Origin of the sequence: Rhodococcus sp. IEGM 1409 (genome assembly GCF_030056735.1) — a bacterium.
In the GTDB taxonomy this organism is placed as follows: Bacteria; Actinomycetota; Actinomycetes; order Mycobacteriales; family Mycobacteriaceae; genus Rhodococcus_F.
In genome coordinates, this window is the sequence record NZ_JASHKN010000033.1 from 1 (window position 1) to 256 (window position 256).

1 protein-coding gene is annotated in these 256 nt (G+C 80.9%); it reads left to right on the forward strand.

Annotation, left to right across the window (positions count from 1 at the left end):
- On the forward strand, positions 1-225 hold a 225-nt coding region (locus tag QM716_RS29450; RefSeq protein ID WP_283307724.1), incomplete at its 5' end, for a hypothetical protein.
- Between the last annotated feature and the right edge of the window lie 31 nt (positions 226-256).

A 256-nucleotide genomic window follows, 5' to 3' on the forward strand; every position in this document is an offset into this window, starting at 1 on the left:
GTCCCCGGAGCACCCACCGAGCACAGCCCGCGGGTTCGGCTGACCGAGACCCGGGACGGGCCGGTCGGGCGCCGGGTGCGCGGCGGCGGTCCGGGCGAGGGGGCGGCCCCCGTCCCGGAGGCGGGCGGCGGCGAGTGGGGCCGCGCGACGCGGTGGGGCGGGGGGTGGGCCGTGGGGTGGCCTGGGTGGGCCGCGATGGGGCGGGACACTTCTGTGGCTGTTTGAGTGACCTGCGTCGCGGACGTGCGGGCCGTGG